Genomic DNA, 26,136 nt, shown 5'->3' with positions numbered 1-26,136 from the left:
AAAAAGTAGCTATTCGCAATTAGCTATTAGCAATTAGCCATTCGCAAAGGACAACTGACAACTGACAAAACTATGGCAAATCTAAAATTTATTCGCGATCGCATTCAGTCGGTCAAAAACACCAAAAAAATCACCGAGGCAATGCGCCTAGTTGCCGCCGCCAAGGTGCGCCGCGCCCAACAACAGGTAATTGCCACCCGTCCCTTTGCCGACCGTCTGGCGCAGGTTCTCTACAATCTGCAAAACCGTTTACGGTTTGAAGATGTGGATCTGCCCTTGCTAAAACAACGGGAAGTCGGCAACGTGGGGTTATTGGTAATTTCAGGCGATCGCGGTCTGTGCGGTGGTTACAACACCAACGTCATCCGTCGCGCCGAAAACCGCGCCAAGGAACTCAAAGCAGAAGGCTTGAACTACAAATATATATTGGTAGGGCGCAAATCCATCCAGTATTTCCAACGCCGCGAACAGCCAGTTGTAGATGGTGGCACCTACACGGGTCTCGAACAGATTCCCACAGCAGCGGAAGCTTCTCAAATTGCTGACGAACTGCTTTCCTTATTCCTAGCCGGGGAAGTCGATCGGGTTGAATTAGTCTACACCAAGTTTGTCTCCTTAATCAGCTCTCGTCCAGTGGTGCAAACTTTGCTACCGCTGACTACGCAAGGGCTAGAAGCAAGAGATGATGAAATCTTCCGCCTCACAAGTAGAGGCGGCGATTTTGAAGTAACGCGGGAAAAAGTCTCTACCCAAGTTCGAGATTTCCCACGGGATATGATTTTCGAGCAAGATCCGGTGCAGATTCTCGATGCCCTCTTGCCGCTGTATCTGAATAACCAGTTGCTACGGGCATTGCAAGAGTCAGCTGCCAGCGAACTTGCGGCACGGATGACTGCAATGAACAACGCCAGCGACAACGCTAAAGAACTAATTGGCACCCTGACGCTAACTTACAACAAAGCCCGTCAGGCAGCAATTACCCAAGAAATCTTGGAAGTCGTCGGCGGTGCCGAGGCGCTACAAGGTTAGATTTAAGTTTCAAGTTTAATTAATAGAATGCGTCTGAGATTTATCGGACGCATTTTTTTTATAGCAATTCAAGGGTTGGGTGCGATACATCTGTAAGGACATGGCAATGCCATGTCCCTCACCTTGGTGGCTCAAACGTCCGAACCGCGATATATTCCACCCAACTAAGAAATGCTATATATAGCAAACCTGGATGTACGAGAAGACTTACAACATGGAACTCGTCGGTAGTTGTGGACAAAAGCTCACCTAATAAAACTGACTATTTCTTCCACGGGAGCTTAGTACCCATTTCCGTAAGCGCGGAGAAGACGAGATAAAGGGCGAGTACGCCAACACTCACAAGAAAAAGAAGTATATCGTTGTCCATTCTGATAGAAGGCGGCTGAGATGGCTCAGGCGCATTTTTTTTTACATTTTATCCATTGTTAAGCAGCCCCTATCGCTGCCCAAACTAAAATGTATAGCAAAAAGTTACAATTTTCTTGCATTTTCTTTACAAAGTGTTACTATAGTTAACATAGAAACACAAAGGACAAGCAACGATGAGATACACCACCGACGAAAGAGGCATCCTGAACAACTATGCAGCCGAGCCTGCTGTGTACGTTGGAGAAGCTCCCTCACCAGACCAGCAGCGTAACTATGCCCTTCAAGGCGCGATCGCTATTGTATTTGTCTCTCTGCTAGTGCTGACTGCATTTGGTATCAGCTACTAATAAAACATAAAAGTATAAGAAACCAAGGAGATTTGTTATGAAGACTGACTTTAATTTAGATGTCCGCTCCGTGTCTGCGCCGACTGTTTTTAATGCTGATTTCAACAACTTTGCACCTATCACTGCTAATCAAGCTTGGTCGCTGTTTTTTACCGCAGGTCAGGATGATGCAGTGCTAGGAGATAGCCCAGAAATAGGACGACTTTTCAATAACATTTTAAAAGCTGTTGTCTTCACAGTTATTGTGGGAGCTTTTACTTTCTACTCTTATTAGGAAGACAATGGCTTGCATATTTCTAAAACCGCAGCTTCACGAAGCTGCGGTTTTATTATTTGAGCGACAAAGGGTTATTCTAGAAATCGTCAATGGTGCCGGGCCGCTATAAGGTAAAAGCAATACCAGGCAATTGCACGCGAGTGTAAGCGTTGCGCTGCGAACAGCAGCCGGTGAGACTGTCGCAGGCGAGACTACTTGGGTACAAGCTGCTATATGAGTAGAAGAAAATATGGGAGGTAAAATAATTCAAAATATCTATAATATTCTGAAACTATATATAAATAACGCCCTTCCAATCAATCTTGTGGGTGACTCAATGGAAGACATATACAACTTTCTGAAACTATCCGACTCCATTGCTACGGCGGGACAACCAACAAAAGAGCAGTTTTCAGCTATCAGCGAGTCAGGATATCAAGTGGTTGTCAATCTAGCATTACCAGAATCATTAAATGCCTTACCTGATGAGAAAGAAGTAGTTGAAACTCAGGGTATGGAATATGTACATATTCCTGTGGTTTGGGAAAATCCCACCATTGATGATGTCAGGCGTTTTTTCAGTGTTATGGAAGCCAATGCCGATAAAAATATTTTTGTCCATTGTGCTGCCAACATGAGAGTATCAGCCTTTATGTATCTTTATCGCCTGATTCATGAAGGCATGAGTGACGAAGATGCGAAGAGAGATTTACACCAGATTTGGATTCCTAATGATAATTGGCAGAAGTTTATTGAGCAGGTAATTCAGTACCAGTAGTTTTCGAGCCGCCCACCAGTTAGAGTCAGGGTGCGATCGCATCTTCAACAGCCGGGGAATTCGTAGATTCGCATTAAGCGCCAATTGTCAAGCACAATCCAAAATTAAATGTGTGCGATCGCTACTTGGCTGAATGAGTTGCTATATAAGCTTCTGTCAGCGTCTCGTAGGCGTCAAAAGCAATAAATTTTCCTCTGTCCTGTTTTTCACAGCAACTGGGATGATTAACTTATAGAATATAAAATCTGGATAATTAAGAAGTCGGAGTCTCAAGCTTAAGACTTGTACGATGTCTAAAACTTACACCGTCGAAATTCAACACCAAGGCACCAGCCAGACTATAGAAGTGCCAGAGGATAAAATTATCCTCCAAGCTGCCTATGCAGCTGGGATAGACTTGCCGAGTTCCTGCAATGCGGGAGTTTGCACTACCTGTGCAGCTAAAATTGTAGAAGGAAAGGTGGATCAGACTGATGGCATGGGCGTTAGTCCAGAACTTCAGGCACAGGGTTATGCGTTGCTATGTATCGCTTATCCGCGCTCAAATCTGAAGATTGAAACTGAGAAAGAAGACGAGCTTTATGAACTGCAATTTGGGCAGTTTCAGAAGTAGGGCGGCTAACGCCCACACATTGGGTAACAGGGGCGGGGATTACCCCAGCGCCCTCTTTAAGCAGGGTGGTTTCATACAACCCTTAGAAAATATCGAGGCATTGCGACATTTTGTAGGGGCATAGCAATCAAAAAGCCCCTACCGCCAACCAAAATCAACGTTACTGAATTTTCTTTTAATAAATGAAACCACCCTGCCCCCTTAAAAAGGGGTTATTTCACACCAGAAGATAAAGTTTTTAGAAGGGATTAAGATGACAACACACTTCATAACGGCTGAAATTGATCTCCAAGAATCGCCTGTGCAACTAAATCAGGCAATTGAGGTCGAGTTGCAAAAACGAGGTGAACCTCTACGCTGGGCTGTAACCAGTGTAGATATTGAGAAACAAAAAGCCCACGTTGAAGCAATTGTCACAGTGGAATCTGATGTCAATGCTGCAAACCCTGCTTAGACAGGCTTTGTTTGCTCAAGGCGAGTTTACTCGTTAGACAAATTTAAAATGAATCAGCGTCAATACACGGTTGTATTGATTGTCCCGACTGGGGTGGGGGCATCAATTGGCGGTTATGCGGGGGATGCTCTGCCAGTGGCCAGAGCGATCGCTCAAATCTCTGACACCCTCATCACTCACCCCAACGTCCTCAACGGCGCTCAGCTTTACTGGAATTTGCCCAACGCTTTCTATGTTGAAGGTTACGGACTTGACAAATTCGCGTCATCGTGCTGGGGACTGCGACCAGTACATCAAAACCGGGTGGGTTTAATCCTCGATCAAGCCATTGAACCAGAATTGCGGCTGCGGCACATTCAGGCAGCGGATGCTACCAGAGCCACGCTGGGACTGAATCTCACTGACTATGTGGTAACTGATGCACCGTTAGAGGTGGAACTGCAAAGAGCCGCTTCTGGAGCCAGTTGGGGGACAATTGGAAATCCAGATAGTTTGTTACGAGCGGCTGAGGTGCTGATTACCAAGGGGAGGGCCCAAGCGATCGCAGTCGTTGCCCGTTTCCCCGATGACATCGAAAGCGAAGCCCTGGAAAATTATCGGCACGGGCGGGGAGTAGACCCCGTGGCTGGTGCCGAAGCCGTAATTAGTCATCTCGTCGTGCGGACTTTTCAAATTCCTTGCGCTCACGCCCCGGCGTTATTGCCATCTCTCCCCGATCCGCACCTGTCTCCCCGCTCGGCTGCCGAAGAGTTGGGCTATACCTTCTTACCCTGCGTTTTGGTGGGACTTAGCCGCGCACCTCAATTTATCACCACAAAAACAGCTTTAAGTCAAACTAAAGATATGTGGGCAGAACAAGTTGATGCCGTCGTCGTACCTGCAACTGCTTGCGGCGGCAGTGCTATCCTCAGCTTCAGCCAGTCGAAAGCACAAATTATTGCCGTCCAAGAAAATAAAACTCAAATGCAAGTTCCTCCAGAACAGCTGGGAATTAAAGCATTACGGGTAAACTCATATTTAGAGGCGTTGGGTGTCTTGGTAGCTCATCGAGCAGGCATTAGTCCATCTGCCCTGAGAATGGCGCTCTCGTCGATAATCGAAATTCAGTAAGTAGGCAATCCCCAGCCTAAAACTCAAAACTCAAAAATCAAAATGGCGACAAAACAGCTTCCTGAGAATCCCGAAATCGAACCCCTGACGCGCACCCAAATTCTAATTGCAATGGGGGCGACAGCTGTTGTGTTGCTGCTAATCTCCAAGCTGTGCTTGCAATTTGGTTCCATCTCTCTCCTACCCCTGAGCCTGACAGTAAAAGCTTTACTTTTAGGGGTGGGCTTGGGGCTGGGAATCAGTGGTGCTAGTAGCATAGTCTATCGCCTTTGGCCTGCTTACCAGCGCAGCGCAGATTACTACCTAGAATTGGTGCTAAAACCTTTATTGTGGCTTGATTTAATTTGGCTGGGACTGTTACCCGGTTTGAGTGAAGAATTGTTGTTTCGGGGTGTGATGCTGCCAGCAGTGGGGTTAAACGTTGTTGGGTTGGTAGGATCGAGTTTCTGTTTTGGAATATTACACCTCAGCAGCCCTCAGCAATGGTCTTATGCAGTTTGGGCAACAACGGTGGGGTTGCTGTTGGGATATAGTGCCTTAGCAACTGGTAATTTGCTAGTGCCAATTGTGGCTCACATCACTACGAATGTGATTTCTAGTTGCCTTTGGAAGCTGGACTATAAAAAGTTGTGAAGTTTAGGGTTTGATTCGCTTCGGTCATGGCTGCAACCGCAACCTGCTAGTTTCCAGGCTGGGACTGGGAACTAGGATTGGGAGGCGACCTCTTCACCAGTACCGAGAAAATGCGATCGCTGACATATAGCGATCGCTTGCGGTAATATCTTGTGTTCCTGAACTTGAATCCTGGCGTGTAGCGTTTCTAGGGTGTCGTCAGGCAAAATTGGGACAGCTGCTTGTAGCAAAATCTTACCGCTATCAACTTCCACACTTACTAGATGAACCGTACAGCCAGTAATTTTTACCCCAGTATTCAAGGCTTGCTCTACTGCGTTGATACCCTTGAAACTGGGTAACAAACTGGGATGAATATTAATAATTCGGTCGGGGAAAGCATCAACTAAAACTTGCGTGACGACTCGCATCCAACCCGCCATTATCACCCATTCCACCTGATACTGCTGCAAAGTCTCAACAATTTTTTTATCCAACTCTTCCCGGCTTTTAAAATCTCGGTGATTCAGCAAAACAGTGGGAACGCCCCACTTTTCGGCTCGTGCTGCTGCCTTTGCACCGGGATTATTGTAAATTAAAACTTGAATTTGGGCATTGAGTTGCTGTTGCGCGATCGCTTCCGCAACGGCCTCAAAATTACTGCCATTCCCAGATGCCATCACTCCCAATTTTAACGGTTTAGCATCACCAAAAAAGCTGGGATAAACGGACGGTGAAACTAAGCTGGGGGGATCAACCGATGCAGAATTATTACTCATGCAGCCTTCAACCTCTTAATAAACGAGAACCAGCAGGACAGGTAATTTGCCCAGATTGATTTCTACCATCTTGCGGTATCGGAGGCGAAGCTGAGGGTTTAGCGGTTTCGCAAACAACAGCCCTGGTGCTGGTTGCACGCACAGATATTGTGGCAAACACTGCCCCTGTGTAGCTTTTAAGTGCAGGGCGTCTAGCAACGGCAATCATCATCACACTCTCGACGCGATCGCTTGGCTGACCATATAGACTCGGCTGTTCGGTTGCAGAGGTAGAAGCACTATTCTGACGTTGGAGGACTATCCTGTAGCGATAATTCTGTGTCTGGCGCTGAAGTCCCAGCCCTAGCTGCTGCATCGATGTGGCAAATTTACCGTTTTGAAGATAGTAAGCTTGTTGAGCGCGGTTCACTGCGGCAATATACTGTTTAGCTTCACCTTCTCGCGTACTGTCCGTTTGGTTCCTAGTTGAAGGATTTTCTCGCGTACTGTCGGTTTGGTTTGGATCTTGAGCATTTACACTGGTGGCGATACTACTAAGTAAACCAAGTAAAAGCAGGATTGGCAAACCAGCTTGAAAGTAGCAATGCTTGAAGAAAGTCTTACTCATGCAGGTAACAGCCGAGAGATTAAAAGCATTTTACCAGTATCGATTGTACCGAGATACAAAGCGTAGCCTAAAGTTAGCGCGATCGCTTCCGCAACAGCCTCAAAATTACTGCCATTCCCCGACACCATCACACCTAATTTTAAGGGGAGCGCTCTCTCAAAAGATTGGGAGAAACGATTGGTGAAATTAAGCTAGGTGTGGAGTCCGGTGGTGCTGAATTGATACTCATGCAACATTTATTTTTCTAGTGAATGTGAACCTGCCGGACATTGAATTTGTTCAGAGGCATTCTTCGGAGGTGTGGGCATGGCAGGCGGAGTGGATGAGGGTTTATCGGTTTCGCAAATTGCCGCCATTGTAATATTTTCACCGTTATTTTCGATAACAAATACAGCACCGGTGTAGCTATGAAGTTTCGGGAGCTTGGCTTTGGCAGTGTTCATCACGTTTTGAGTGCCATTGCCTTGAGGCAGAATTTGGTAATTAAAACTCTCTGTCTCTGGCTTGATACCAATACCCAACTGCGCGATTGTTGTACCAAATTTATTATTTTCCAAGTAATACGCTTGTTGGGCACGGTTCATCGCACCAATGTACGTTTTCCCTTCAGATTGTTTTGCCCTGGTTGCTTGATTGTTAAATGTTTCCTGAATACCAACAATTTGAGTGTTTGGAGGTAAAGTTGTTGCGTCAGAAATCTTTTGGACACGTATTTCATATGCAATGGGACTAGAGGAGGTTTCAGGGGATAGGTAGAATAATTTGCCCTCTGGTGTGAACATAAACTTCAGAATTTGACCGGATGATGGCTCTGTTATGTGCCATTGTCCCACCCATCGATCTGTCCCTGATTTATCTTGAGTAGCACTTAGGGAAGAAGAATTTGTTATTTGCGATTGTCCCACTGATCGATCTGTCCCTGATTTATCTTGAGTAGCACTTAGGGAAGAAGCTGAAGGTGTATTGGTTGAATTACAGCCACTAACAGCCATTAGCCCAAGCAATATACTCAGGATTGGAAGATTTGCTAGTTTATAACGTTGCTTGAAGACGGTGTGATTCACGCGATCGCTTCCTGCCAACAGATTAACAGGATCTTACCCAATGTCCGGCTAAAATAGCCATACGCCGACTCAACTGCAAGCGAACCGTTCCATGAAATCCCCGCACTTCTCTCAAAAGCAACTGCTAGATAATGATGCGATCGCTGCCTGGATTTTCCTTGCTCCCGCCCTAATTTTACTAGGACTGTTTCTGCTGTGGCCTATCGCCTACCTGTTTTATCTCAGCTTTACCACAGGTAGTTTTACCATCGCTGGTGTCCGCTTCGTAGGTTTAAAGAACTACCTGCGCTTACTCCTGACACCCGACTTTTGGCAAGTTCTCAGTAACACCGCTTATTTCACCATTGCCACAGTTATTCCCAGTTTAATTATTCCCTTGGGTTTAGCAGTGCTGCTAAATCGTTCCTTTGCCTTGCGGGGAATTTTGCGAACTGCCTATTTTATTCCTTCTATCACCAGTCTCGTAGCTGCTGGTTTGGGCTTCCGTTGGCTGTTCCAAACCGAAGGGCCAGTCAACGCCCTGCTAAATTCTATCAATATTGAACCGATTCCCTGGCTAGGTAGCACGATTTGGGCAATGCCAGTGTTGATATTATTAAGTATCTGGAAACAGCTAGGTTTTAATATGGTGGTGTTTCTGGCAGGTTTGCAGGCAATTCCCCCCAGTCGCTATGAAGCAGCAGAACTAGATGGAGCAAATTCCTGGCAACAATTTTGGCATATTACTTTACCCGGATTGCGACCTACTCTAGTCTTTGCCACAGTCACCACAGCCATTTTTACACTGCGAAGTTTCGAGCAAGTTTATGTGATTACTGGCGGTGGGCCATTAAATTCAACTAATTTACTGGTGTACTACATATACGATCAAGCATTTGCCCAATTTGATTTTGGTTATGCCGCCGCCGCCGCGACAGTGCTGCTAGCGGTGACACTGGTGCTAGTCTATCTACAGTTACGAACTTGGGGAGAGGAGGGTTAGAGTATCGTGTTTGTCAATTACATAACGCTGATGCTGATCAATATGGTAGCGGGGCTGTTTATCTTAGCTTCCTACGTGTATTGGGGACTTGGTGCCGATAATCAGAAAAGGTGGATTCCAGGCTTTGGAATGACGGGCGCGATCGCACTCGTAACTGGCTTACACATGACTTTTACATGGCCTGTTACTGGCAGTTTCAACATTGCTTATGGTGAGACATCAGTTTTATTCGGGCTTTTATTCGTAGCCGCATCAATAGCGATCGCGCAGGGTTGGGACTTACTAACAGTGGCAATGTACGCCTTCTTCGCTGGTTTGGCTGCCATTGTAATTGGGGCGCGGATCATCAACTTGAATTTGACACGACAGCCACTCCTATCCGGTATCGGCTTCATCCTGACAGGATTAGGTGGTGTCCTCGCTGCACCATCACTTTATCTGCAAACTAATCGCACCTGGCGAATGATTGGCGCAGCTGTACTGATAATAGCTGCTCTCATCTGGGCGCTTACTGGTTACATGGCATACTGGGGTCACATAGCAAACTACTCCGACTGGAAGCCGCCGATTATGCGATCGCCCTAACCTGGTGAAAGTTAAAAATAATTTTAGGTTGGGTTTCACGCAATCACCCAACCTAAGCCAACTTTGCTTTTTTTCTTGATAACTATTAATTACTAGCCCGCCTGGGCGGGCTGAATTTGTGTAGCCGCGACTTCAATCGCCAGGCGTTTTTTTATTTATAACTATTATTAGCCCGCGCAGGTAGGCTTAGTTTGTGTAGCCGCGACTTCAGTCGTTAGGCGTTTTCTCCTCATTCTTTGAAACATTAATATCCCAAGGAATTGCCACAGTAAACGTAGTCCCAAGCCCAACTTTACTTTCTAGCGCAATGCTACCACCGTGTAAGTCTACACACTTTTTGACAACAGCTAAGCCTAACCCTGTCCCCGCAACATCACCCACATTTTTGCCCCGGTGGAAAGATTGATAGAGCAGTTCTTGGTCTTCAGGAGAAATCCCAATCCCCTTATCTTGAATCTGAAAAATAGCCTCTCCCGATTCATAACTGAGGATAAAATAAATATGGCTATCCTCTGGCGAATACTTGATAGCATTAGACAGCAGATTAGTAAAAATCGAGCGCAGCAGCTTTTCATCCATGCAAGCCGATTTACCTACGCATTGGCTGATAAAAAAGATATTTTGTTGAGCGCGAGTGCTGAACTCAATTTCTTCAACTAGAGACTGACAGAAATTTTCTATATTTAAAGGTTCTGGATTAAATTCTAACTTTCCAGATTCCGCTCTTGTTAGAGTCAAAATATCAGTTAATAACTGAGTCATAGTTTTAGCAGCCGATTGAATGCGATAGAGATTTTTAAGCTTTTTCTCTTCCGACCACTCTTTGCTGCTATTTTCCAATAATTGAGCTGAAATTAAAATAGTGCTTAAAGGAGTGCGAAACTCGTGAGAAGCCATTGAAAAAAACCGTAGTTTCAGTTCGTTGATTTCTCGTTCTTTTTCCAAAGTACGGCGAATTTCTTCCGCCTGCTTGCGCTCAGTGATATCTTGTGTTACCCCAGCCCGCCGATAGACTTCTCCTGCCGCATTTTTAATAGGGAAACAGCGATCCCAAACCCAGCGAACTGATTCATCTGGTCGCATAATCCGATACTCAATATCAAATTCTTTTTTGGCGTTCTGCTCAAGGTTCGCAATTACCCGATCTCGATCTTCTGGATGTACGGCATTTATAAAAGATTTAGGATTTGCATATAAATTCTCACAGGTACGTCCCCAAATTTCTTCATAAACAGGATTAACATATAAAACTTCATGCAGTTCATCATCGCTCATCCAAAAAATTTCATGGATATTTTCAGCAATTTGGCGAAATTTTTCCTCGCTGGCTTGTAACGCCTCTTGTGCTTGCTTTTCCTGAGTGATGTCACGAGCTAACATCAGCCTTGCTTGTCGCCCCGCAAACACTAATTCATGGGCAGTAATTTCTACATATATCGGGGTTCCATCCTGTTTCTGATGTCTCCATACTCCGGCTTGCTTAACTTGGGAAAAGTGTACCGAATTTTTGTCAAGGAGAACAGGTAAATCTTCGGGTGGACAAATATCCTTAATCGTCATAGATAAAAATTCTGCCTGTGAGTAGCCGTAATCATTAATTGCTGCATCATTGACAGCGAGGAAAGCTAAAGTTTCTAAATCGAAAACCCATAGAGGATAGGGATGAAGTTGAAATAAATTTCGATATCGTTGTTCACTTTGCCGCAAAATATCTTCTACTCGTTGCCGTTTCTTGATTTGCTGATGCAGCAACGAGTAGACTCCAAAAAGCAAACTAAAGCTAAAGAAAAAACCTGCAATTTCTATTAGCATTGTATCTTGGAAACTTGCTTCCGATTCCTTAGCTAAACGCTGCAATAATAACTTCTCCTCGCCTTCCATTTTGGCAATAATTTTCCAGATTTCATCGTGCAGCATAATCCCTTTATCTGTCAGCTCTATTTGAGTTGCTGTGTCAGATTTATTCTGCTTGTACAACTCAACAGACTTTTTGATTAATGTAACTCTTTGAGCAATTAAAGGCTCGATGATATCCAGGCTACGCTGATGATTGAGATTATCAGCCGTTTCCAGCCGCAGCTGGTTAAATTTGGGGTTAATCTCTTGAATGGCAGTGTTGTATGTTACTAAATACAACTCTTTTCCGGTGATAATATAGCCGCGTCTAGCTCTCTCAGCATCCCGCAGCGTCGTCAGTACATCCCTGATCTCTTGCAGGACTTGGTAGGTTTTCTCTACCCGTTTTTGCCTTTGAAATAGCTTGGTTGTGTTTTGATAGGAAGCTGTGCTAACAATGCTAAGAATGAGCATCGCCAACCCAAAACCACCTGCAATGATTTTTCTTTCCTGCGACCATTTCATATAGAGTATTTTTGAATGCTATAAAATTCTATGATTATTGGGCTAGTAGTCCACTCTCAGGATAGATGACAAGCGCCGAGTAAGATTACTCCCTATTTCCTCTCCGATTAATATGCGGATTCTGCTAGTTGAAGATGATGTGCGTCTGGCGGAAGCGCTGGCTGAAGCCCTTACAGACCAGCTCTATGTGGTAGATGTAGTCAAGGATGGGGAGGCGGGTTGGAGCCAAGCCAAAGCGATCGCTTACGACCTGATTTTGCTGGATGTAACACTTCCCAAGCTCGATGGGTTCAGTCTTTGCCAACGTCTACGCACACACGGCTATCATCTACCAATCCTGATGCTGACAGCACGCGACACCAGTAGCGATAAAGTCAATGGTTTAGACGCTGGAGCCGATGACTATGTAGTAAAACCGTTTGATCTGCAAGAATTATTAGCCCGTATCCGAGCTTTACTGCGTCGGGGCAGTTCTCCCTCTGCACCGACTCTAGTCTGGGGAGGCTTGCACCTCAATCCCAGCACCTATGAAGTCTCCTACCAGAATCAGCCTTTGCAATTAACTCCCAAGGAATTCAGTCTTCTGGAACTGTTTCTCCGCAATGGTCGCCGGGTGCTAAGCCGTTCTGCGATTATAGATAGCCTTTGGTCTAGTGAAAATCCGCCGGAAGAGGATACCGTCAAAGCTCACATCAAAAGTCTGCGTCAGAAACTCCGAACTGTAGCAGCTCCCGAAGACGTGATTGAAACGGTTCACGGTTTAGGATACCGCTTAAAGCAGCTATCATAATATATTAAGGTTTCCTAACTTTTGCTACTTGGTATTCGTAATTTGGTAATTGGGAATTCCTTAGAGGGACTCTCATTGGTATGCAATACTTCTGATCTCTCCCTAACCTAGAATTATTTCTTACAGAACCGTATTGCCCAGTCCCCTCCTTCCAATCCCCAGTCCCCTCCTCCCAAGCTATCTTCCCGATTTCTTCCCGATTTTTGCCCAGTTTCTTCCCGATTCCTTCCCCGATTTCTCTACTTGTGTAGTGTAAATTAAAGATGCTTCAAAGCAGCTTGACCTAATTGTTGGTGTCTTGTCAGCTTGATTCACCACGCTCAATCTTGGATTGAATAGAAGAAGCGAAATGGATGGAAAAGTTCTGGTTATTGAAGATGCTACAGACACTTTAACCAGCCTTCTTGACCTCATTGAATCTCAGGGTTTCCAGGCAATCGGTGCTAAAAATGGCTTAATTGGTTTGCAGTTAGCCAACGAACAGATGCCAGATTTGATTATTTCTGACATCAATATGCCGGAAATGAATGGTTATGAGGTGTTAGAAGCATTGCGTCAAAACACCAAAACTGCAAGAATTCCTTTGATTTTGTTGAGTGGTGAAGAGGGTAATGCCGCGCGGCGGCTAGGTTTGGAATTAGGTGCTGCTGATTACTTGACTAAGCCAGTCATAAACAAACAATTGATGGAAGCGATCGCAGTGCAACTGAAAAAACAGTGTATATCACATTAAATTATCCCACTGATGATTGTCGGTTTCATCAAAACGCTGGATAAAAATCAGCAAAATCAACCTTTAGTTTAATTAACCACCTGAAATACTGAAAAAGAAAATTATATGAATTATAAAGAAGATTTTTATAAGAATTATGCTATACAAAAAGAATTTATTGCGGGAGAAATCAATAGAAAATCCCCTATCGAGATGGACTTGAGTGGAGCTAACTTGAGTGGAATTAACCTCAGGGGGGTTAATTTGAGTGGGGTTAAGTTGATAGGAGCAGATTTGCGGGGAGCAAATCTTAGTGAAGCTATCCTAAAGGGTGCCAACCTAAGTGGCGCCAACCTGCAAGACGCTAATCTCCGCGAAGCTGACTGCCGCGAAGCAAACCTGTATGAAGCTAATTTAATTGATGCTGATTTGACGAAGGCAAACCTGTGTGGGGCTTTCTTGTGGAAGGTGAAATTGAAAGGAGCCAATCTATCAGCAACTTCTCTGTGTGAAGCAGATGTGAGTGATGCCGACCTCAGCTTTGCCAAACTAAATGAGGCATCTTTGATTGGAACTAACTTGGTTAGATCCAATCTAGCTGGATCAGAGCTATGTGGAGCCAGGCTAGTAGAAGCTAATTTGTGTCAAGTTAACCTAACTGGTGCAGACCTCGCCTGGGCAAACTTAACTGAGGCAGACTTGAGCGGAGCAAATCTTCAAGAAGCAAATCTGGCTAATGCAAGGCTTTGCAACACCATAATATCTAACACGATAAATCAGCAACGAGAGCTAGTAGTAGGAATAATGCCCAGGTCTTTCAATTAATTTTAATTGCTTCGTTTATAGTTTGATGCTAATAGCTCTTAGCCAATAGTAATGCTGGCTGCTTTAGGTGGCTATTCAGCACTAACTCGCAAGCAGAAATCACTGGCTCTTAGAAATAATATCCAGTGATTTCAAAAAACACAACCCAAGCAGTTAACCTGAAACTTTTAAATAACCTCAACCCAAAAGTCAGCCGTCACAACCTTGCCACCGCGATTAAATTGACCCCAAACTTTATATTTTCCTGGTTGAGGAAACTGAGTGTGGAAAGATACCTGCTCTGGGGGAGTATTTTTCATGGCGTGGGCGTGAATGTAATCTGCGGCTGTCAAATTTGGTGATTGTCGCAGAATTACTAAATGCCCTTTCTCTCCTAAGTAAGGCTGCAAATCTTTAATAGGTTGATTGTCAGCAGCATTTTGTAAGTTAAACTGCAAGGTGACATCTTCACCTGCTTTTAGTTTTGGCGCAGAAAAGGTAAGATTCACTTTCGTATCGCCAAAAGTTTTAGCAGAATTTAGGTCAACAGTTGGGTCAGGTGAAGTAATTTTACCTGCCACTTGTGTTTTTAATACCGAGACTTGTTCCTTTTCTCCGCTTGGTTTATAGTCGCTAAAAAGGCTGTAATTACCAGGTTGGGGAAAACTGGTATTTACTTCAAAGCGTCCATTCTGCTTGTAGGTGGGATGAATATGATTGAAAAACTGAAAATCGTCACTGACAACGATCAGGTGCATCAGTTTTTCTTGAAAGTTGTCAAATTTAGCGATCGCTTTCCCCGATTTGTCTTGAATATCAATGACTAGAGGAACTGGCTTATTAGGAGAAACATTGGGTGGAACCGTAAGTTTAGCCTGCACCGCCTCGGTTTTGGGCATTGAGTGGTGATTCATGTTATGCCCAGCGTGCGAGTCATCGCCAGCCATGTTATGCCCTGCATGAGGGTCAGAGTGCATCCTACTCATATCTTGATGACCCGTTTTCATCGCCTGGGTTATCCCAGCAGCTGCGATCGCGCCCCCTACCAGCAACCCGACAACACCGTAAATTTGGGCTTTGTTTTTCATAATTTTACTCATCTTGATTTGTTGCAACTGATGCTTTTACTTCCACGACCCCTCTAGCCATATTCATCCCACAGGTAAAAGGGTACTCTCCTGGCTTTTGTGGGGTAAATTCTACAGGCGTTACTCGATCCAAGTCCAAGTCTTTAGCGATGTGGAAATCTGGTAAAATAACTTTCTCTAAGCAGCTACTTGAATCTTGGCGAAAAAAGTTGAGGCGAACAGGTTGACCTGCTTTCACTACTACCCGATCTGGATCGTAACCGCCATCAACTTTGATTGTGAGTTCTTGAATCCCTTGATTTGCTGTTGCCTGTTCCGCTTTAGTTTTACTTAACAAAAACCACCAAAGTTCTAACCCTATTAGCGCCAAACCGCCCAATGTAACTCCTAGTTTCACCTCAAAAGGTTGCTCAATTTGGCGAAATTGGCTAGTTGGCATTGCTGCCTCAGGTGGAACGGCTTTTACTGGTGCTACTGAAGCAATTGAGAGTAACAAACCTAGACTGAAAAAATGACGCAGTAGCTTTTTTTGAGTAACCATTTGTCATCCCCTGTATTTAGAAATTGACTCGCGGCTGAAAGTTCCGCAAACGCAAAGCGTTGGTGACGACAGAAACAGAACTAAATGCCATCGCTGCACCAGCAATCATTGGGTTAAGTAACCAGCCAAAAATTGGGAACAAAATTCCAGCGGCGATGGGAATTCCAGCAACGTTGTAGATAAAGGCAAAAAACAAGTTTTGGCGAATATTCTGCATGGTGGCGCGACTCAACCCAATAGCAGTTACAATGCCTTGCAAGTCGCCAGAAATTAAGGTGATGTCGCTGGCTGCGATCGCTACATCTGTTCCCGTCCCAATCGCAATTCCCACATCTGCTTGTGCCAGTGCTGGTGCATCATTGATTCCATCCCCCACCATCGCCACAATGGATTTTGACTTAGGAACTTTTCCCCTCTTCTCACCCTGGAGAGATTTGATAATTGCAGCTTTTTGGTCTGGACGTACTTCCGCAAAGACACGAGTGATACCAACTTCTTGCGCGATCGCTTCCGCAGTTTGGCGATTATCCCCAGTGAGCATTACTACCTCTAAACCTAACTTTTGCAATGCTCTCACAGCTACTGTTGAAGATGGTTTGAGGGCATCCGCAATTGCTATTAACCCTTGCATTTCTCCATCTACAGCAATCCAAACGGCAGTTTTACCCGCAGATTCCCAAGCAACTTTTTGTCCTTGCAAAGGTAAAGTTTCAATTCCCAATTCATCCATCCATCGCTGCGTGCCGATTTGCACCAGTCTGTCTGATACGATACCTTTGACACCGCTACCCGCGATCGCTTCAAAATTTTTCGCCTCTGGCAATGGGAACCTCACTTCCTGAGACTGGGCATATTTAACAACAGCTTCAGCCAAAGGATGTTCTGAATTGCGTTCAACTGCTGCCGCCAGCCCTAGGAGTTTCAGTTCATTTTGGTTAGCAGTTCCCAACATCGTTACATAGTCTGTAACTGTGGGTTTTCCCTGCGTGAGAGTGCCAGTTTTATCTAACACAATCGTTTGAATTTTATGAGCTAGTTCCAGACTGTCAGCACCTTTAATTAAGATGCCATTTTCTGCGCCTTTTCCGGTTCCCACCATCACAGAAGTAGGCGTAGCTAAACCCAAAGCGCAAGGACAAGCAATAATTAACACGCCAACGGTGGTAATTAAAGCCATTGACAGATTGCCCGTGATGTTAAACCAGATGATGAAGGTAGCGATCGCGATCGCAATCACCACAGGCACAAACCACCCCGTCACTTGATCCGCCAATCTTTGAATCGGTGCTTTCGCACCTTGAGCTTGTTGCACCAACTTGACAATTTGCGCCAAAACTGTATCGCGCCCGACTCGCGTCGCCCGAAACTTAAAACTGCCAGTTTTATTAATCGTCGCCCCAATAACTTCATCTCCTGGCTGTTTCTTCACAGGTAAACTTTCACCCGTCACCATCGCCTCATCAATAGTGGAAGTGCCCTCTATCACTTCCCCATCAACCGGGATTTGTTCGCCGGGACGCACCAAGATCGCATCTCCAACTTTCACCGCCTCAACGGGAACATCAATTTCCTGCCCATCCCGAATCAGACGCGCCGTTTTCGCTTGCAAACCCATCAATTTGCGAATTGCTTCTGAAGTTTGCCCCTTGGCGCGGTTTTCCAGCAGCCGTCCCAGCAAAACCAGGGTTATTACTACTACTGCTGTTTCATAATATACATCTCTACTCAGCCCAAGGACTCCCGGAAAAACAGTGACAAACAGCGAATATAAATACGCCGCACCTGTACCCAGCGCAATCAGCGTATTCATATCAGCAGCATGACGCTTCAAGGCTTTCCACGCGCCCCGGAAAAAAGACTCGCCACACCAAAACTGCACTGGTGTCGTCAACACCAGCTGCACCCAAGGATTATGCAGCCATGCTGGAATCAAGGGAACGTGTAACCCCGTCATCGCCGGGATTGAACCCACCACCAGCACAATACTAATGACTGCACCTAATATTACTTTGCGCGTCAGCTGTTGCTTTTCCTGACGGCGACTTGCTACCTCAGTATCATCAACTCCGGTTCCCAATTCCTGAACTGGTTCGGCTGCATAACCCGCATCAGCTACAGCTTGCTGAATTTTCTCCAGACTCGTTGCTTCAGGCTCATACTTGACGGTAGCTTGTTCCATGCCAAAGTTAACGTTGCACTCCCTCACGCCCGGAACATTGCGAATCGCTTTTTCTATCGCACCAGCGCAAGCAGCACAACTCATTCCTTGTAAGTTAAGAGAGTGTGTTTCCATAACTATCTCCTGCTGTCTGATTTTAGGTTAATCTCTCCAGTGCGGTGGAGAGTCAAGGGGGTATATTGGATATTTTTGTTAAAGTGAGATATTTGCTTCAGAGGCGATCGCCCCTCTTCACCCTATCCCTTCAGGAAGACGCACCTGTGACTATTGACGAGCAAATCGAGGAATTAAAACTTTACATAGAGCCATTGTTAGCTTGCTATCTAGCTATATTTGATTTGGCTGATACTCAAAGACGCAACCTTTACTTAGGTCACGAGGAAGTAGACAAGGATATTTTCGAGTTCAATAATTTGTTGGCCGTTCGCCTCGCTGAAGGCTCTTTCAAAAGAATTGGGGGCGATAAATGGGTTGTTAGTGTTACCCAACAGCAACTTAACATTATCGATAACTTAATCTTGGCATATAAAAAAGAAGTACCCATATCCGTTGGCTGGGAATGTAGAGCGATCGCGCCAAACGGCACCAGAGTCTTTATTGAAGAGAAAAGAAACGTCTTGATAAGTCGCGCCGTCAGATGTGGTTACTTGGGTATTCAAAACATCGATAAAGTTGCTGTCAAGGTCAAAGAGTTGGTGGAAAAGGTATGGCGTTTACCTGTTAATTTAGCAATTTCAGTAGAGCAAGAGGTTAAAATTACTCTACCAAAGTGGCAGTGTATCATCGGAAATTTACCGAACATTCTGTATAATTGCCCGTTCTGCAATTGCACAGGGTTCAACTGGTTAGATGGTTGTGACGCAACTTCTTACGGGATTTGCAAGGGTTGTGGTGCCGAGGTAGACTTTCGTAAAAACTGCATCTATTAATACTTAAGATCAATGGCACTGGCTTAAGGCTTGTAGGTAGGGCCCGTGCAAAGCGAAACCCAACGCCGACCTTGTTTTTCTGACTCCAAATAGCTCGCTTATCATCAATCCACCTTTGCTCATGCCAGCCATTGGGTTGCAGCTATTTAACTAATTGCTGGGGTTGTAGGTTTGAGAGAACATCAGGATCTCGCACGGTAACAATCAAATAATTTCACTTATTTTAAAATCGAGGCAGAGCCTCGACTCGTCTCGCTCCCAGGCTGAACCTGGAAGGAGATACTGCCCCCTCTGGGCTTTTCAGTGAGGCAGGGTGGTTTCATTTATTAAAAGAAAATTTTGTAACGTTGATTTTGGTTGGCGGTAGGGGCATGGCATTGCCATGTCCCTACAAAATGTCGCAATTTTCGATATTTTCTTCTATTGTATGAAACCACCCTGCTCTGGGCTTTTCGGTGAGGGGGTTGGGGGTGAGGTTAAGGGTGTATTGCAACAAAGCGAGAACCACTATATTAAAAGTTTCCCCGCTCCAGAAAACACGCTAGGCGACGGGATATCCGGCGTTAGCGATCGCTTCCCTAACTTTCGTTTCTGGCTGTTGCGTTTCCACTTGCACCACCTTAGTTTTGGTGTCAGCCTCTACCTTCGCTTTCGGATCTATTGCGGTAACTGCCTGGGAAATCGTCTCTACACAGGCAGAACAAGCCATACTCGGTACTTTCAGTTCTAGTGTCATGGTAAAACCAAGATTACTCTTTCAATTTCTATTATGAACTCTCCTCTTAACTGGAGAGTCAACCCAATGGACACACAAACTGCACAATTAATTGTGAATGGAATTGCCGTAGGTAGCATCATTGCACTCGCGGCAGTCGGACTAACGCTGACTTATGGTATTTTGCGACTCTCCAACTTTGCTCACGGCGATTTTATGACACTGGGAGCTTATCTCACCTGGTTAGCAAATACCAGTGGGGTAAATATCTGGCTCTCGATGATTTTGGGAGCTGGGGGAACAGTCGGAGCAATGCTACTAAGCGAACAGCTGCTGTGGAAACCAATGCGCGATCGCCGTGCCTCCTCCACCACCCTAATAATCATCTCCATTGGACTTGCCTTGTTTATCCGCAACGGCATCATCTTCATTTGGGGAGGCAGCAACCAGCGCTACAACTTGCCCGTAGCAAGCGCTATAGACATTTTTGGAATCAAAGTAGCTTATTACCGAGTGTTGGTAGTAGGTATGGCGGTGCTGGCAATTTTAGCGCTGCATTTTCTGCTGCAAAACACCAAAATCGGTAAAGCGATGCGAGCTGTAGCGGATGATATTGATCTGGCTCGTGTCTCAGGGATTAACGTTGAGCGTGTAGTAATTTGGACTTGGGTAATTACCGGGATTTTTACCGCGCTGGGGGGAGCCATGTATGGGCTAATTACAGGCGTTCGTCCCAATATGGGCTGGTTTTTAATTTTGCCGATGTTTGCGTCAGTGATTCTCGGCGGAATTGGCAATCCCTACGGCGCGATCGCGGGTGCTTTAGTCATTGGTATCGCCCAAGAAGTCAGCGTTCCCTTACTTGGTTCGGAATACAAGCAAGGCGTTGCCTTGATGATTATGGTCTTGATTCTACTCTTCCGTCCCCAAGGCTTGTTTAAAGGGACGATTTAAAAAAGGATAAAGGTGGCAGTGGATTTTGTAGCGGATGTGGCGGATGGATTGACTATGAGTCCCATAAGTTAACCCATCCGTTACATCTGTTACCCGATCCGTTGCCACCTTTTGCATCAACTATGGGTTGATGACGTGGAAATAGATTCCAGCAACCAGGAAGTTGCCCGCTAAGAGAATGAGTAAAACGATAGTGCGGAAGGGATAGGGAGGACTACTGGTTTTGGTAAGAGAACCTTTGGGTTGCTTAGCTTGAGCTGTCATCAGGATAATCTCCTAATTTGGTACATTCTAAAGAAATACCAAAGAGCTGTCCCCATTAGCACGACTCGATAGAAATATTTTCATTTTCGCAGTTGTACTAAAAAAGGATGAAAATCTTTCTTGTTGCCCCTTTCCCCTTCTTCCCTATTCTCCCGCGTGGTAGGAACTGCGAACCAAGGGGCCAGAACGGACGTGAGCAAAGCCCATCTCGCGGGCGATCGCACCGAATTTTTCAAACTCCTCTGGTGTCCAGTATTTCTGGACTGGCAGATGTTCTAGAGAGGGGCGCATATATTGCCCCAGAGTAATGCGATCGCATCCCGCAGCCCGCAAATCTGCCATCGCCTCAATTACTTGGGCTTCCGTTTCCCCGTGTCCCAGCATCAAACCGGATTTCGTGGCAATTGTCGGATCGAGTTCTTTAACATAACGCAGGACATCAAGCGATCGCTCATATTGCGCCCCTCGTCGCACCCGTCCTTGAAGCGATCGCACCGTCTCAATATTGTGGTTATAACAGACAGGTTGAGCCGAAACTACCGTTGCGACTCGTTGGCGTTGTTTTTCCCCCGACTCCTTACCCCCCCAGAAATCTGGAGTCAACACCTCAATTAAGGTTTCCGGGTTCATCTGTCTCACCGCCGCCATTGTCGCCGCAAACCAACCAGCCCCACCATCCGGCAAATCATCTCTAGCTACCGAAGTCAGCACCACATAGCGCAAACCTAGCAACTGCACCGCAGTCGCCACCTTTTGCGGTTCCTCTGGATCTAAAGGCATCGGTGCGTGTCCCTTCTCCACTTGACAAAAAGCACAAGCACGGGTGCAAGTTTGCCCCATCAACAAAAAAGTTGCTGTCTTCTGGGCATAACACTCTCCCCGGTTCGGACAGCGCCCCTCCTCACAAATCGTGTGGATTTGTCGCTGCTTAATAATTCGTTGCACCGTTGAGATTTCGCTAGCTTTCCCAATGGGGCGGCGCAACCAAGACGGTAGTGCCTCAATTTCTGACCGCCACTCTTGCACATTAGACTGGGTTACATTATCCGTTTCGGTAGGCAGATCCATGAATCTTCCGGTGGGCTAACAGCCAAAGTGAGCATCCACATGATACAAATCTTAAAGCATTTAACTTTAACTCTTGTTCCACATTGATTTTTTGCCCTTTCAGACCAGACCAGATTAATCTAGAATTTAGGCACTCAGCTGGCTTTTTGGCTTAATGTCGAGATGGTAAAACGTTGAGGATGTCAAGCAAAAAACTGTATCGCTGCACGTCACCCGCTCAGGAATTACCTACTATAGCGGTAGCGTTAGTTTACCGCGATCGCGTATACAACTTCATAGGTCTGTAGCTCTAACACCCAGGCGCTACACATTGCAAATCATCCTGATGCGTATGAACGCTATGCCGGTTTTTGAAGCTAGTCGCTTTTTTTTAACTCTAGAGTAAGCAGCAGTCGTCTCAAACTAAGCGTAGTTTTTTTTTAAATCCCCTCTAAGGAGTTCGGTCGTGGCAAGTCACAAAATCCTGGTTATTGATGACAGTAGAGTGATTAGAAATACAGTACGCGATATGTTACCGCCGGGTAACTTTGAGATTTTAGAAGCAAAAGACGGTCTCGAAGGCATGAATCTGATCCACCAGGCACATCCCAACTTGATTATGTTGGATTTTCTGTTGCCTAAAATGAGCGGCTGGGAAGTATTTCAGCAGGTTCAAAACAAGCCTGAACTTCAGAAGATTCCTCTAGTTTTGATGTCCGGTCGTAAAGAAGAAGTGACCGAAAAAATTTCGGAACCTTTCGAGTATTTTGAATTTATCCCCAAGCCGTTTGACCAAAAGCAGCTGATTGCCGCCATCAAATCAGCCATGCGTAAAGCTAGCCTCCGCCCAGCGGTAGCGCCGTCCCCGCAGCCAGTAGTAAAAGAAACAGTTCCCCCAGACTCATCTACTGGCACCGCTGAAATTCAGCAGCTAAATGCCAGAATTGCCAAAATGCAAGCTGAGATTGACACCTTGAAAAAACAGATGGCTCAGATGGCAGCGGTACCCGCTGAAGTTGACGGCTTGAAGAAAAAACTAGCTCAAATTATGGCTTTCATCCAACAAAAGCTAAAGTAGCAGCTAGTATTTAGGGAATACGTCTTACCCGTGAGATATCCCAATTAATCTCTGGCTAAACTAACTTATATTGGGGGCAGTCTTACGGTTGAGCAAAACAACATAAGACCATTTAATGCCCTCAGTCACAACTTCTAGGAGTCAGTTATGCCAAGTAACAAAGTCCTGGTTATCGATGACAGTCCCACAAGCCAAAGTGCAGTCAGAGAAATATTACCCAAAAGCAATTTTGAAGTTTTAGAAGCAAAAGACACTCAAGAAGGACTCAATTTAATCCGCCAAGAACGCCCGAATTTAATCGTGCTGAATTTCCTAGCATCCAAACAAAGTGGCTGGGAAGTTTTTCAACAGATTCAAGTTTCCCCGGAACTCCAGAAAATCCCCTTGGTGTTGATGTCAGGGCGCAAAGAAGAAGTTACACAGAAAATTCCGGAACCGTTTGAGTATTTTGAATTTGTGGAAAAGCCGCTTCAGCAAAAGACGCTGATTCAGGCGATGAAATCTGCAATGGCAAAAGCAAAATTGCCTAGAAGGCAAACTGCTTCGCCGCCTGCCCAAAAAGCTCCAGCGATTGTAACAACTCAAAAAATCCTGATAATTGATGATGCCAAAGTCATTCGGAGTCAAATCCCAGAAATGTTGCCTCAGGGCAAATTTGAAGTTTTAGAAGCAAAAGATGGCGAAGAAGGACTTAATTTAATTCGGCAAGAGAGTCCAAACTTGATACTGTTGGATTGGATAATGCCTCGCTTGGGCGGTTGGGAAGTTTTTCAGCAACTGCAATCTCTGCCTGAATTACAGACAATTCCTTTAGTGGTAATGTCTGGACGTAAAGAAGAGGTGAAAGAGAAACTTTCAGAACCTTTTGAATATTTTGAATTTCTGGAAAAGCCTTTTAATAACAAGCAATTAACTGATGCCATCAAGTCGGCGATGGCTAAAGCCAGACGAGTGCGACCCAGCGTTGGAACGGCTTCTTCCCAGACAGCAGTAGTCGCTGACTCAAGTGCAGGCGTTCAACTTCACGCTTTAAATGAAAAAATTGCCACCATGCAGGCTGAGATTAATGGATTGAAGCAACAAGTAGCTGAGATTCCTGGGTTAAAGAAACAATTGGCTCAGCTTATGGCTTTCGTCAAGCAGAAGTTGCATTAGACGCTTCTACCAATAGTAGCTATTAGGTTGGGTTGAACGATAGTGAAACCCAACCACTTCCTAAGTCAATCCAAAATCATCAAACTTTCGGAAACTCCAACCTCCGCCAAATTCTGGCATCCAAAATCGATTGGCTAGATATTGGGTTCCGTAACTCAAACCAGCTTACTAGCACTCAACCTACGTTATTAAGCTTTTCACAATTCAAAATCCTTGCATCCAAAATGGTATAGGGGGGGGATGCCACTAACAAAAAACCAGGGCTAAGATTGAGCAAAGATTATAGGATGAATTGTATGTTGTCACGAGAACGGCGACGCTTAAATCTTGATTTTTTTTCTACTTTGAAAGGCGTTGTTTCTCTACTCAAAGATCCCAACCAAACGGACTCGGTTTACGATATCGAAGATGGACTGCGGCACACAGATGCTACTAAGCTGGCACTGGATTATGTAAAATCTAACCCTGATGTAGAGCGCATCATCCAAGAGCGTTACGTTGCTCCAACTCCAGACCTGGAGGCGCTACTAAAATGTCCCGAAGGTTCTCTGGGATATGAGTACGCCTCTCACATGAAGGAGGCAGGTTTCGATCCAGAATTTTACCGCAAGATAAAAGTTGAGGATGATATCAGCTACCTTCTTTTCCGCATCCGGCAGACTCATGATATTTGGCATATACTTACAGGTTTTAGCACTGACGTAGCCGGAGAACTGGGTTTACAGGCATTCTATGTGGCTCAGACACGCAGAACTATGTCAGTGGTACTGACAGCCGGAGGGTTGTTGAGTACGCTGATCAAGTCTCCAGAACATTTGAACAGGGTGTTAGACCATATTTCTCAGGGATATAGGATGGGGATGAATGCAAAACCTTTCCTGGCTCAGAAGTGGGAGAAAAACTGGGATAAGCCTTTGTCTGAGTGGAGGGCTGAATTAGGGATTGGGCAGAATTTGCCTAGTTTCCAGGCTGAGACTGGGAACGTGAACACAGGTGCCTCTTAATAAAACTTCAAAGTAAGAAGGTAGCCTCAATGAGAGTGCGTTTCCTTCTTTAAAGGGGTGGAGCAATATTGTCCACCCCTTTATGAGAATTACAACTAATCTAGCTCTCGCCTTCCTTCCAAGGCTCGTGCTAGCGTCACCTCATCGGCGTACTCTAAATCTCCCCCCATTGGTAAACCAAAGGCAATCCGGGTTACTCGCGTAAATGGCTTTAGCAGCTGACCGACATACAGCGTCGTTGTCTCACCTTCTACACTTGGACTAATTGCCAGAATTACTTCTTTAATTTTTTGCTGACTGACTCGCCGCACCAGTGGTTGGATATGCAGCTGGTCGGGGCCAATGCCATCCATTGGGGAAATGACACCTCCGAGGATGTGATACTTACCCCGATACTCGCGGGTTTTTTCCAGCGCTATCACATCGCGGGAATCTTCCACCACACAAAGCGTGCTGTTGTCGCGGTTGGAATTGCGGCAAATCTCACAGACAGGTTCAGCTGAGAGGTGAAAGCACACCTTACATAAACCAACTTGCTTTTTCGCCTCAATTAAAGCTTGAGCTAGTGCTTCTACTTCTTCGGGCGATCGCTTTAAAATATGTAGGGCTAATCGTTGAGCCGTTTTGGGGCCAACTCCAGGCAAACGTTGTAGTTGCTCGATCAGACGAGCTAAGGGTCGCGTATACGTTGTCTATTCTCCTAATGTGTATTTGTCTATAACTATGATGGCATTCCTATAGGCAGTACGTGAAGCAACGCCAGCCTACTTTGGATAACTTTACCAAAAAAAAAGCGCCCCTATTGGAGCGCTTCTTTAGCTAGAAAAACTAGCGATTAACCATTGATGCTAGGAGCAACCAGAGCAACTGGGGTGGACTCACCTGCTGCCAAGTCGAGAGGGAAGTTGTGAGCGTTACGCTCGTGCA

General features: G+C 45.4%; 30 protein-coding genes and 2 pseudogenes. 19 read left to right on the top strand and 13 right to left on the bottom strand.

Translation table 11 applies throughout. The features are described 5' to 3' along the window. Nucleotides 1–72 precede the first annotated feature (72 nt). The 8 genes from NDI42_RS18870 to NDI42_RS18835 all read left to right on the top strand — a co-directional run bounded on the left by NDI42_RS18870 (nt 73) and on the right by NDI42_RS18835 (nt 5,592). Nucleotides 73–1,029, top strand: coding sequence for a F0F1 ATP synthase subunit gamma (locus tag NDI42_RS18870; protein WP_190457187.1), 957 nt, complete (start codon nt 73–75; stop codon nt 1,027–1,029). A gap of 545 nt (nt 1,030–1,574) precedes the next feature. Further along, the gene (gene psb34 / locus NDI42_RS18865) at nt 1,575–1,748 is read left to right on the top strand and encodes a photosystem II assembly protein Psb34 (RefSeq protein WP_190457184.1); all 174 of its coding nucleotides are present in this window, start codon (nt 1,575–1,577) and stop codon (nt 1,746–1,748) included. A 37-nt stretch (nt 1,749–1,785) separates the two neighbouring features. Then, nucleotides 1,786–2,022: a hypothetical protein gene (locus NDI42_RS18860; RefSeq protein ID WP_190457183.1), complete on the top strand. Its 237-nt coding sequence runs from the start codon at nt 1,786–1,788 to the stop codon at nt 2,020–2,022. A 319-nt stretch (nt 2,023–2,341) separates the two neighbouring features. After that, nucleotides 2,342–2,782 carry a protein tyrosine phosphatase family protein gene (locus NDI42_RS18855; protein WP_190457180.1) on the top strand — a complete coding sequence of 147 codons (441 nt, stop codon included), beginning with the start codon at nt 2,342–2,344 and terminating at the stop codon, nt 2,780–2,782. Nucleotides 2,783–3,071: 289 nt separating this feature from the next. Continuing rightward, nucleotides 3,072–3,395, top strand: coding sequence for a 2Fe-2S iron-sulfur cluster-binding protein (locus NDI42_RS18850; RefSeq protein WP_190457178.1), 324 nt, complete (start codon nt 3,072–3,074; stop codon nt 3,393–3,395). Between the two features lie 253 nt (nt 3,396–3,648). Then, on the top strand, nt 3,649–3,849 hold the full coding sequence (locus tag NDI42_RS18845) for a DUF8621 family protein (RefSeq protein ID WP_190457175.1): 201 nt from the start codon (nt 3,649–3,651) through the stop codon (nt 3,847–3,849). 48 nt (nt 3,850–3,897) lie between these two features. Continuing rightward, nucleotides 3,898–4,959, top strand: coding sequence for a DUF3326 domain-containing protein (locus tag NDI42_RS18840; RefSeq protein ID WP_190457174.1), 1,062 nt, complete (start codon nt 3,898–3,900; stop codon nt 4,957–4,959). A 42-nt stretch (nt 4,960–5,001) separates the two neighbouring features. Continuing rightward, nucleotides 5,002–5,592 carry a CPBP family intramembrane glutamic endopeptidase gene (locus tag NDI42_RS18835; protein ID WP_190420766.1) on the top strand — a complete coding sequence of 197 codons (591 nt, stop codon included), beginning with the start codon at nt 5,002–5,004 and terminating at the stop codon, nt 5,590–5,592. Nucleotides 5,593–5,663: 71 nt separating this feature from the next. Here NDI42_RS18835 and purN read toward each other — a convergent pair whose 3' ends face one another. The 4 genes from purN to NDI42_RS18815 all read right to left on the bottom strand — a co-directional run bounded on the left by purN (nt 5,664) and on the right by NDI42_RS18815 (nt 8,021). Further along, the gene (gene purN, locus NDI42_RS18830) at nt 5,664–6,350 is read right to left on the bottom strand and encodes a phosphoribosylglycinamide formyltransferase (RefSeq protein WP_190457172.1); all 687 of its coding nucleotides are present in this window, start codon (nt 6,348–6,350) and stop codon (nt 5,664–5,666) included. 7 nt (nt 6,351–6,357) lie between these two features. After that, complete coding sequence (locus tag NDI42_RS18825; protein WP_190457169.1) at nt 6,358–6,957, bottom strand: type IV pilin-like G/H family protein; 600 nt, start codon at nt 6,955–6,957, stop codon at nt 6,358–6,360. Continuing rightward, nucleotides 6,954–7,085 carry a hypothetical protein gene (locus NDI42_RS18820; protein ID WP_277876861.1) on the bottom strand — a complete coding sequence of 44 codons (132 nt, stop codon included), beginning with the start codon at nt 7,083–7,085 and terminating at the stop codon, nt 6,954–6,956. Before NDI42_RS18820 ends, NDI42_RS18825 begins: the two co-directional genes overlap by 4 nt. 108 nt (nt 7,086–7,193) lie before the next feature. Further along, on the bottom strand, nt 7,194–8,021 hold the full coding sequence (locus NDI42_RS18815; protein WP_190457167.1) for a type IV pilin-like G/H family protein: 828 nt from the start codon (nt 8,019–8,021) through the stop codon (nt 7,194–7,196). A 91-nt stretch (nt 8,022–8,112) separates the two neighbouring features. Here NDI42_RS18815 and NDI42_RS18810 point away from each other — a divergent pair, with 91 nt between their 5' ends. Together NDI42_RS18810 and NDI42_RS18805 are read left to right on the top strand one after the other, a co-directional pair. Next, the gene (locus tag NDI42_RS18810; protein WP_190457166.1) at nt 8,113–9,003 is read left to right on the top strand and encodes a carbohydrate ABC transporter permease; all 891 of its coding nucleotides are present in this window, start codon (nt 8,113–8,115) and stop codon (nt 9,001–9,003) included. 6 nt (nt 9,004–9,009) lie between these two features. Beyond that, complete coding sequence (locus NDI42_RS18805) at nt 9,010–9,588, top strand: DUF981 family protein (RefSeq protein WP_190457164.1); 579 nt, start codon at nt 9,010–9,012, stop codon at nt 9,586–9,588. Between the two features lie 207 nt (nt 9,589–9,795). On the opposite strand, the gene NDI42_RS18800 is transcribed toward NDI42_RS18805, so the two are convergent. Beyond that, nucleotides 9,796–11,949 carry a PAS domain S-box protein gene (locus NDI42_RS18800; protein WP_190457162.1) on the bottom strand — a complete coding sequence of 718 codons (2,154 nt, stop codon included), beginning with the start codon at nt 11,947–11,949 and terminating at the stop codon, nt 9,796–9,798. Between the two features lie 112 nt (nt 11,950–12,061). Here NDI42_RS18800 and NDI42_RS18795 point away from each other — a divergent pair, with 112 nt between their 5' ends. The 3 genes from NDI42_RS18795 to NDI42_RS18785 all read left to right on the top strand — a co-directional run bounded on the left by NDI42_RS18795 (nt 12,062) and on the right by NDI42_RS18785 (nt 14,276). Then, nucleotides 12,062–12,739, top strand: a complete 678-nt coding sequence (locus NDI42_RS18795) for a response regulator transcription factor (RefSeq protein ID WP_190420783.1) — start codon at nt 12,062–12,064, stop codon at nt 12,737–12,739. A gap of 349 nt (nt 12,740–13,088) precedes the next feature. After that, nucleotides 13,089–13,472: a response regulator gene (locus NDI42_RS18790; protein WP_190457160.1), complete on the top strand. Its 384-nt coding sequence runs from the start codon at nt 13,089–13,091 to the stop codon at nt 13,470–13,472. A 105-nt stretch (nt 13,473–13,577) separates the two neighbouring features. Next, nucleotides 13,578–14,276: a pentapeptide repeat-containing protein gene (locus NDI42_RS18785; protein ID WP_190457159.1), complete on the top strand. Its 699-nt coding sequence runs from the start codon at nt 13,578–13,580 to the stop codon at nt 14,274–14,276. Nucleotides 14,277–14,443: 167 nt separating this feature from the next. On the opposite strand, the gene NDI42_RS18780 is transcribed toward NDI42_RS18785, so the two are convergent. From NDI42_RS18780 to NDI42_RS18770, 3 genes are read right to left on the bottom strand one after another with little or no spacing between them, the layout of a single operon-like run. Then, nucleotides 14,444–15,343, bottom strand: a complete 900-nt coding sequence (locus tag NDI42_RS18780) for a DUF8832 domain-containing protein (RefSeq protein WP_190457157.1) — start codon at nt 15,341–15,343, stop codon at nt 14,444–14,446. Nucleotides 15,344–15,347: 4 nt separating this feature from the next. Beyond that, the gene (locus NDI42_RS18775) at nt 15,348–15,884 is read right to left on the bottom strand and encodes a cupredoxin domain-containing protein (protein ID WP_190457155.1); all 537 of its coding nucleotides are present in this window, start codon (nt 15,882–15,884) and stop codon (nt 15,348–15,350) included. 16 nt (nt 15,885–15,900) lie between these two features. Next, nucleotides 15,901–18,177 (bottom strand): heavy metal translocating P-type ATPase, encoded by a 2,277-nt coding sequence (locus tag NDI42_RS18770; RefSeq protein ID WP_190457153.1) that lies wholly within the window; start codon nt 18,175–18,177, stop codon nt 15,901–15,903. A gap of 83 nt (nt 18,178–18,260) precedes the next feature. On the opposite strand from NDI42_RS18770, the gene NDI42_RS18765 reads away from it, so the two are divergent. Beyond that, nucleotides 18,261–18,992, top strand: a complete 732-nt coding sequence (locus tag NDI42_RS18765; RefSeq protein WP_190457151.1) for a hypothetical protein — start codon at nt 18,261–18,263, stop codon at nt 18,990–18,992. Between the two features lie 541 nt (nt 18,993–19,533). On the opposite strand, the gene NDI42_RS18760 is transcribed toward NDI42_RS18765, so the two are convergent. Beyond that, entirely contained in the window at nt 19,534–19,728 is a 195-nt protein-coding gene (locus tag NDI42_RS18760) for a heavy-metal-associated domain-containing protein (protein ID WP_190434448.1), read from the bottom strand. 66 nt (nt 19,729–19,794) lie between these two features. Here NDI42_RS18760 and NDI42_RS18755 point away from each other — a divergent pair, with 66 nt between their 5' ends. Further along, nucleotides 19,795–20,661: a branched-chain amino acid ABC transporter permease gene (locus tag NDI42_RS18755; protein WP_190425488.1), complete on the top strand. Its 867-nt coding sequence runs from the start codon at nt 19,795–19,797 to the stop codon at nt 20,659–20,661. 120 nt (nt 20,662–20,781) lie between these two features. On the opposite strand, the gene psaX is transcribed toward NDI42_RS18755, so the two are convergent. Beyond that, entirely contained in the window at nt 20,782–20,925 is a 144-nt protein-coding gene (psaX, locus tag NDI42_RS18750; protein ID WP_190457148.1) for a photosystem I protein PsaX, read from the bottom strand. Between the two features lie 144 nt (nt 20,926–21,069). After that, on the bottom strand, nt 21,070–21,993 hold the full coding sequence (gene lipA / locus NDI42_RS18745; protein WP_190457147.1) for a lipoyl synthase: 924 nt from the start codon (nt 21,991–21,993) through the stop codon (nt 21,070–21,072). Nucleotides 21,994–22,438: 445 nt separating this feature from the next. Between lipA and NDI42_RS18740 the strand changes: the two genes are divergently transcribed. The 4 genes and pseudogenes from NDI42_RS18740 (at nt 22,439) to NDI42_RS18725 (ending at nt 25,209) form a co-directional block, all read left to right on the top strand. Then, nucleotides 22,439–23,050: a response regulator gene (locus NDI42_RS18740; RefSeq protein ID WP_190425494.1), complete on the top strand. Its 612-nt coding sequence runs from the start codon at nt 22,439–22,441 to the stop codon at nt 23,048–23,050. Nucleotides 23,051–23,197: 147 nt separating this feature from the next. After that, a pseudogene (locus tag NDI42_RS18735) lies at nt 23,198–23,623 on the top strand (response regulator); the annotation flags it as partial. Further along, nucleotides 23,621–24,205, top strand: a complete 585-nt coding sequence (locus tag NDI42_RS18730; protein ID WP_348231454.1) for a response regulator — start codon at nt 23,621–23,623, stop codon at nt 24,203–24,205. The pseudogene NDI42_RS18735 and the gene NDI42_RS18730, both read left to right, overlap by 3 nt. A gap of 296 nt (nt 24,206–24,501) precedes the next feature. Beyond that, complete coding sequence (locus tag NDI42_RS18725; protein WP_190457145.1) at nt 24,502–25,209, top strand: Coq4 family protein; 708 nt, start codon at nt 24,502–24,504, stop codon at nt 25,207–25,209. Nucleotides 25,210–25,304: 95 nt separating this feature from the next. Here the strand turns inward: NDI42_RS18725 and recR are convergent. Both recR and NDI42_RS18715 read right to left on the bottom strand, forming a co-directional pair. Then, nucleotides 25,305–25,895 (bottom strand): annotated as a pseudogene (gene recR, locus NDI42_RS18720) (recombination mediator RecR); the annotation flags it as partial. Between the two features lie 149 nt (nt 25,896–26,044). Then, nucleotides 26,045–26,136, bottom strand: a 92-nt coding sequence (locus NDI42_RS18715) for a photosystem II protein D1 (protein WP_190451001.1), incomplete at its 5' end; no start/stop codon positions are given.

This window comes from Funiculus sociatus GB2-C1, from assembly GCF_039962115.1.
In the GTDB taxonomy this organism is placed as follows: Bacteria; Cyanobacteriota; Cyanobacteriia; order Cyanobacteriales; family FACHB-T130; genus Funiculus; species Funiculus sociatus.
This window is presented reverse-complemented; position numbering and strand designations above follow the sequence as displayed.

Excerpts from the sequence above, each read along its gene's own strand:
- NDI42_RS18870 (WP_190457187.1), top strand. The coding sequence starts at position 73 with ATGGCAAATCTAAAATTTATTCGCGATCGCATTCAGTCGGTCAAAAAC.
- psb34 (WP_190457184.1), top strand. The coding sequence starts at position 1,575 with ATGAGATACACCACCGACGAAAGAGGCATCCTGAACAACTATGCAGCC.
- NDI42_RS18860 (WP_190457183.1), top strand. The coding sequence starts at position 1,786 with ATGAAGACTGACTTTAATTTAGATGTCCGCTCCGTGTCTGCGCCGACT.
- NDI42_RS18855 (WP_190457180.1), top strand. The coding sequence starts at position 2,342 with ATGGAAGACATATACAACTTTCTGAAACTATCCGACTCCATTGCTACG.
- NDI42_RS18850 (WP_190457178.1), top strand. The coding sequence starts at position 3,072 with ATGTCTAAAACTTACACCGTCGAAATTCAACACCAAGGCACCAGCCAG.
- NDI42_RS18845 (WP_190457175.1), top strand. The coding sequence starts at position 3,649 with ATGACAACACACTTCATAACGGCTGAAATTGATCTCCAAGAATCGCCT.
- NDI42_RS18840 (WP_190457174.1), top strand. The coding sequence starts at position 3,898 with ATGAATCAGCGTCAATACACGGTTGTATTGATTGTCCCGACTGGGGTG.
- NDI42_RS18835 (WP_190420766.1), top strand. The coding sequence starts at position 5,002 with ATGGCGACAAAACAGCTTCCTGAGAATCCCGAAATCGAACCCCTGACG.
- purN (WP_190457172.1), bottom strand. The coding sequence starts at position 6,350 with ATGAGTAATAATTCTGCATCGGTTGATCCCCCCAGCTTAGTTTCACCG.
- NDI42_RS18825 (WP_190457169.1), bottom strand. The coding sequence starts at position 6,957 with ATGAGTAAGACTTTCTTCAAGCATTGCTACTTTCAAGCTGGTTTGCCA.
- NDI42_RS18820 (WP_277876861.1), bottom strand. The coding sequence starts at position 7,085 with ATGGTGTCGGGGAATGGCAGTAATTTTGAGGCTGTTGCGGAAGCGATC.
- NDI42_RS18810 (WP_190457166.1), top strand. The coding sequence starts at position 8,113 with ATGAAATCCCCGCACTTCTCTCAAAAGCAACTGCTAGATAATGATGCG.
- NDI42_RS18800 (WP_190457162.1), bottom strand. The coding sequence starts at position 11,949 with ATGAAATGGTCGCAGGAAAGAAAAATCATTGCAGGTGGTTTTGGGTTG.
- NDI42_RS18795 (WP_190420783.1), top strand. The coding sequence starts at position 12,062 with ATGCGGATTCTGCTAGTTGAAGATGATGTGCGTCTGGCGGAAGCGCTG.
- NDI42_RS18790 (WP_190457160.1), top strand. The coding sequence starts at position 13,089 with ATGGATGGAAAAGTTCTGGTTATTGAAGATGCTACAGACACTTTAACC.
- NDI42_RS18785 (WP_190457159.1), top strand. The coding sequence starts at position 13,578 with ATGAATTATAAAGAAGATTTTTATAAGAATTATGCTATACAAAAAGAA.
- NDI42_RS18780 (WP_190457157.1), bottom strand. The coding sequence starts at position 15,343 with ATGAAAAACAAAGCCCAAATTTACGGTGTTGTCGGGTTGCTGGTAGGG.
- NDI42_RS18775 (WP_190457155.1), bottom strand. The coding sequence starts at position 15,884 with ATGGTTACTCAAAAAAAGCTACTGCGTCATTTTTTCAGTCTAGGTTTG.
- NDI42_RS18770 (WP_190457153.1), bottom strand. The coding sequence starts at position 18,177 with ATGGAAACACACTCTCTTAACTTACAAGGAATGAGTTGTGCTGCTTGC.
- NDI42_RS18760 (WP_190434448.1), bottom strand. The coding sequence starts at position 19,728 with ATGACACTAGAACTGAAAGTACCGAGTATGGCTTGTTCTGCCTGTGTA.
- NDI42_RS18755 (WP_190425488.1), top strand. The coding sequence starts at position 19,795 with ATGGACACACAAACTGCACAATTAATTGTGAATGGAATTGCCGTAGGT.
- psaX (WP_190457148.1), bottom strand. The coding sequence starts at position 20,925 with ATGACAGCTCAAGCTAAGCAACCCAAAGGTTCTCTTACCAAAACCAGT.
- lipA (WP_190457147.1), bottom strand. The coding sequence starts at position 21,993 with ATGGATCTGCCTACCGAAACGGATAATGTAACCCAGTCTAATGTGCAA.
- NDI42_RS18725 (WP_190457145.1), top strand. The coding sequence starts at position 24,502 with ATGTTGTCACGAGAACGGCGACGCTTAAATCTTGATTTTTTTTCTACT.